Genomic DNA, 3669 nt, shown 5'->3' on the forward strand with positions numbered 1-3669 from the left:
CGGCGGGCGCGGCGGCCGACCGCCCCCCCCCCGGCGGGGGGCCGCCCCCCCCCCCCCCCCCCCCGGGGGGGCGGGCGCGGGCGCCCCGCCCCCCTCCGGCGGACCGCCGCCACCGCCGCCCCGCCGGACCCACCACCGGTACGGATCTCCGGTGGGCCCGGCCTCCCCGCGAGCGCCGTCCGCGCCACGACCCGGCACGGTCGAGGCCGGCCGACGCGCTGCCCACCCCCGTAGGGCTCACCAGCGGCCGAGCCCTCGTCGGGCGGGCGTCCGGCCCGAGCACAGGACGTCAGCGGCAGGCTGCGTCGGGGGCCGCGGACCCGGTGGTCACAGCACCGGGTCCGCGGCGCTCGGGCGCGGGGCGGTTGCGGCTCAGGGTTGCTGTGGGGCCAGCTCCGCGGTCAGGGACGCCCACTTGTCCGGCTTGCCGTTCCAGTCGTCGCCGTCGGCGAGCGGGGAGACCGGCACGGTGGCCAGCGGCAGCCGGGAGGCCAGCCGGGCGTTCCACTCCAGGGCCGGTTCCAGATCGGGTGTCAGCTCGCCCTCCGGGTAGATCGCGTCGGCCGGGCACGCCTCCACGCAGTTGCCGCAGTCGATGCACTCCACGGGGTCGATCACCAGGAAGGAGTCGGCCTCCCGGAAGCAGGCCACGGGACAGTAGGTGACGCACTCGGCGAACTTGCAGTGCACGCACTGCTCGGTGACCACGTGCGTCACGCCCCCTCCCCCCGTCCGGTGCGGGAGGTGAGGCCGAGCAGTTCGGCCCGGGCGGCGACGAAGCGCTCCCCCGTCTCGACCCCGAGGTCGTACGCCTTCACCAGGCCCTCCGCCGACGCCGCCGCGTAGTCCACGCCCAGGTCCTTGAGGTCCTGCTCCGGCTTGATGACCAGGACCTGCGCCCCGCCGATGGTGGAGCCGTCGGCGATCTCCTCGCTCGCGTACAGGTCGCGGAAGAGCGGGAAGGGGTCGCAGCCGATCGCGATCAGGACGCCCACGCCGGTGGCCGCCACCTCGCGGGCGGGGCAGGAGCAGGTGTAGGAGGCGTCCACGTACGCCTCGCCGGCCACCTCGGCCGGCACCGTCCAGGCGTGCAGCATGCGCGGGGAGGCATAGGCGACCGTGTCGTAGTTGTCCGGCGTCAGGGCGGGCTGCTCCCCCGTGGGCAGCCCGCGGGAGGAGAACACGACGGTGGACAGGTTCTCCTCGACCCAACTCCGGTCCCCGGCGAAGACGTTGCGCAGCAACTGCTTGCCGAGTTCTTTGGCGCCGGGGCCCTGCGTGATCTCGGCCGCGGCGGCGTTGGTGACCTTGCTCGTGGCCAACAGGAACTCCGGCGCCCCGGGAGCGAAGAGCCCGGCGCGCAGCGCGGGGCCGTAGCTCTCGATGCTGTCGAGCACCACCTGGCTCATGCCCTTCTCCTGGGCCCCGGCGGCGGCCCCCAGCCAGTAGTCGACGCCGGTGCGGCGCGCCTGCCCGATGGCGGCGAGGCCGCCGGAGAGCACCGAGGAGGAGGCCGTGCCGTACACCTCGGCGCGCACTCCGTGGTCCTCGAAGGCGGAGAGCACCCCGTGGCCGTAGGAGCCCTTGAGCATGCCCGCCGCGATGGCGATCCCGATGCGCCGCGGGGCGCCGGTGCCGGTTTCGGTCATCGTGCCACCCGCTCTCGGGCCGACGCCGCGCGGGCGCCGCCCTGGAGGAGTTCGGCCTCGATCACGGAGTCCAGGTGGTCCTTGGACCACTGGTTCGGGCCCGGCTGACGGGCCGCCTTCCGGCCCGGGTCGGGACAGGAATGCGCAAGCGCCATGTCGTCCTCCAGAGGAGAGAGTTGACGGCCAAATACTAGCACGACCGTCCGTTTACATTTCACCTCAGCACGCCCTTGAGCTGCACGCAATATAAGCGAACGATCGTGCTAGTATCTCGCCGACTCTGATCGATCGGGAAGGCGTGCCATGGACCCCGCGACGTCAAGTGCCAATGCGGCCCTGAGTGATGAAGGGCAGGAGCTGTACGACCTCTTCCGTCGACCCCAGGGCCGCAGCAGGCCCCGCCCCGACGAGCGCGCGGCCATCGAGTCCGCGCGCATCGAGGAACTGACCGTGGGCGGCAACCGGGTGGTCACCTACCGCTGGGGCGACGGGCAGCGCCCGGTCCTGCTGGTGCACGGCTGGGAGTCACGCGCCTCGCGGTACGCCAAGGTCATCGCCCCGCTCGTGGAACTCGGCTACAGCCCGGTCTCCTTCGACGCCCCGGGCCACGGCGAGTCCGATGGCGACAGCACGACCCTGGTCGAGTACCGCGACATCATCACCGCACTCCACGCCTCCTGCGGCGACTTCGAGGCCGTGGTGGCACACTCCTTCGGCGTCATGGGCGCGCTGCTCGCACTGCGCGGCGGCGTGCGCGCCGGCCGGCTGGTGGCGGTCAGCTCGGTGCCGGACTTCGGGTACGTCGTCGAGGCGTTCCGCATCCGGCTCAAGCTCTCCCCCGAGCTGGTGACGGAGCTCAAGCACCGCATCGAACGGGACCTGTACCCGGGCGAGGCGGACATGTGGACGCGGTTCTCGGTCTTCCACCGGGCCACCGACTTCGATCTCCCGCTGCTCGTCATCCACGACGAGGACGACGTGGCGGTCGACCCCGAGCAGTCGCGCCGCATCGCGCGCGTGTACGAGGGCCAGGCGCGCCTGGTCACCACCCGGAGGTTCGGCCACGGCCGCATCCTCGGTTCGCCCCAACTCATTTCCGAAGTGACGGACTTCGTGACGGCCGGCGCCCACGCCGACGTCCAGCAGACGGAGGTAGCACGATGAGCGGCATCCTCGCCGGCAAGCGCATCTTGGTGACGGGCGTCCTCATGGAGTCCTCGATCGCCTTCCACACCGCCCGGCTCTGTCAGGAGCAGGGCGCCGAGGTGGTGCTCACCGGATACGGCCGGATGAGCCTGGTGGAACGGATCGCCCGGCGGCTGCCCAAGCCCGCCCCGCTGATCGAGCTCGACGTCCAGGACAAGGGCCACCTGGAGAGCCTGGCGGATCGGATCAAGGAGTCCGTGGACGGCGACGGGCGGCTGGGCGGGGTGGTCCACTCGATCGCCTTCGCCCCGAGCGACGCGCTGGGCGGCAACTTCCTGTCCACCGGCTGGGACTCGGTGGCGACCGCGGTCGAGGTCTCCGCGTACTCCCTCAAGGCCCTCGCCATGGCCTGCCTGCCGCTGATGAAGGAGGAGGGCGGGGCGATCGTGGGCCTGGACTTCGACGCCAGCACGGCCTGGCCCGCGTACGACTGGATGGGCGTGGCCAAGGCGGCGCTGGAGTCCACCTCCCGCTACGTGGCCCGTGACCTGGGCCCGCACGGCATCCGCTGCAACCTGGTGGCGGCCGGGCCGATCAAGACCATGGCGGCCAAGTCCATCCCGGGCTTCGAGACGTTCCGCGCGGTGTGGGAGACCCGGGCGGCGATCGGCTGGGACCTGTCCGACCCGGAGCCGGCCGCCCGCGCGGTGGTGGCGCTGCTCTCGGACTGGTTCCCGCGCACCACGGGCGAGATCGTGCACGTCGACGGCGGCGTGCACGCGATGGGCGCCTGAGACCGGCAGCAACGCCGCCGGGGGGGGGGCGCCCGCCGCCCCGGGGGGGGGGCGCCCCCGCCGGCCCCCCCCCCGGGGGG

General features: G+C 73.2%; 6 protein-coding genes. 2 read left to right on the forward strand and 4 right to left on the reverse strand.

Annotated elements, in window-relative coordinates:
• The 4 genes from AAHZ94_RS30580 to AAHZ94_RS30595 all read right to left on the reverse strand — a co-directional run.
• Positions 1 to 188, reverse strand: a 188-nt coding sequence (locus tag AAHZ94_RS30580) for a hypothetical protein (protein WP_349996975.1), incomplete at its 3' end; no start/stop codon positions are given.
• Positions 189 to 372: 184 nt separating this feature from the next.
• Positions 373 to 717 carry a 4Fe-4S binding protein gene (locus tag AAHZ94_RS30585; RefSeq protein ID WP_349996976.1) on the reverse strand — a complete coding sequence of 115 codons (345 nt, stop codon included), beginning with the start codon at positions 715 to 717 and terminating at the stop codon, positions 373 to 375.
• On the reverse strand, positions 714 to 1649 hold the full coding sequence (locus AAHZ94_RS30590; RefSeq protein WP_349996977.1) for a hypothetical protein: 936 nt from the start codon (positions 1647 to 1649) through the stop codon (positions 714 to 716). Before AAHZ94_RS30590 ends, AAHZ94_RS30585 begins: the two co-directional genes overlap by 4 nt.
• Positions 1646 to 1804, reverse strand: a complete 159-nt coding sequence (locus AAHZ94_RS30595; protein WP_349996978.1) for a hypothetical protein — start codon at positions 1802 to 1804, stop codon at positions 1646 to 1648. Before AAHZ94_RS30595 ends, AAHZ94_RS30590 begins: the two co-directional genes overlap by 4 nt.
• A gap of 148 nt (positions 1805 to 1952) precedes the next feature.
• Here AAHZ94_RS30595 and AAHZ94_RS30600 point away from each other — a divergent pair, with 148 nt between their 5' ends.
• Together AAHZ94_RS30600 and fabI are read left to right on the forward strand one after the other, a co-directional pair.
• A complete protein-coding gene (locus tag AAHZ94_RS30600) occupies positions 1953 to 2813 on the forward strand; it encodes an alpha/beta hydrolase (protein WP_349996979.1) in 861 nt (286 codons plus the stop codon).
• Positions 2810 to 3589: an enoyl-ACP reductase FabI gene (fabI, locus tag AAHZ94_RS30605; protein WP_349996980.1), complete on the forward strand. Its 780-nt coding sequence runs from the start codon at positions 2810 to 2812 to the stop codon at positions 3587 to 3589. The genes AAHZ94_RS30600 and fabI overlap by 4 nt, the downstream gene beginning before the upstream one ends.
• Positions 3590 to 3669: the final 80 nt, after the last annotated feature.

This window comes from Streptomyces sp. HSW2009 (assembly GCF_040240285.1).
GTDB lineage: Bacteria > Actinomycetota > Actinomycetes > Streptomycetales > Streptomycetaceae > Streptomyces.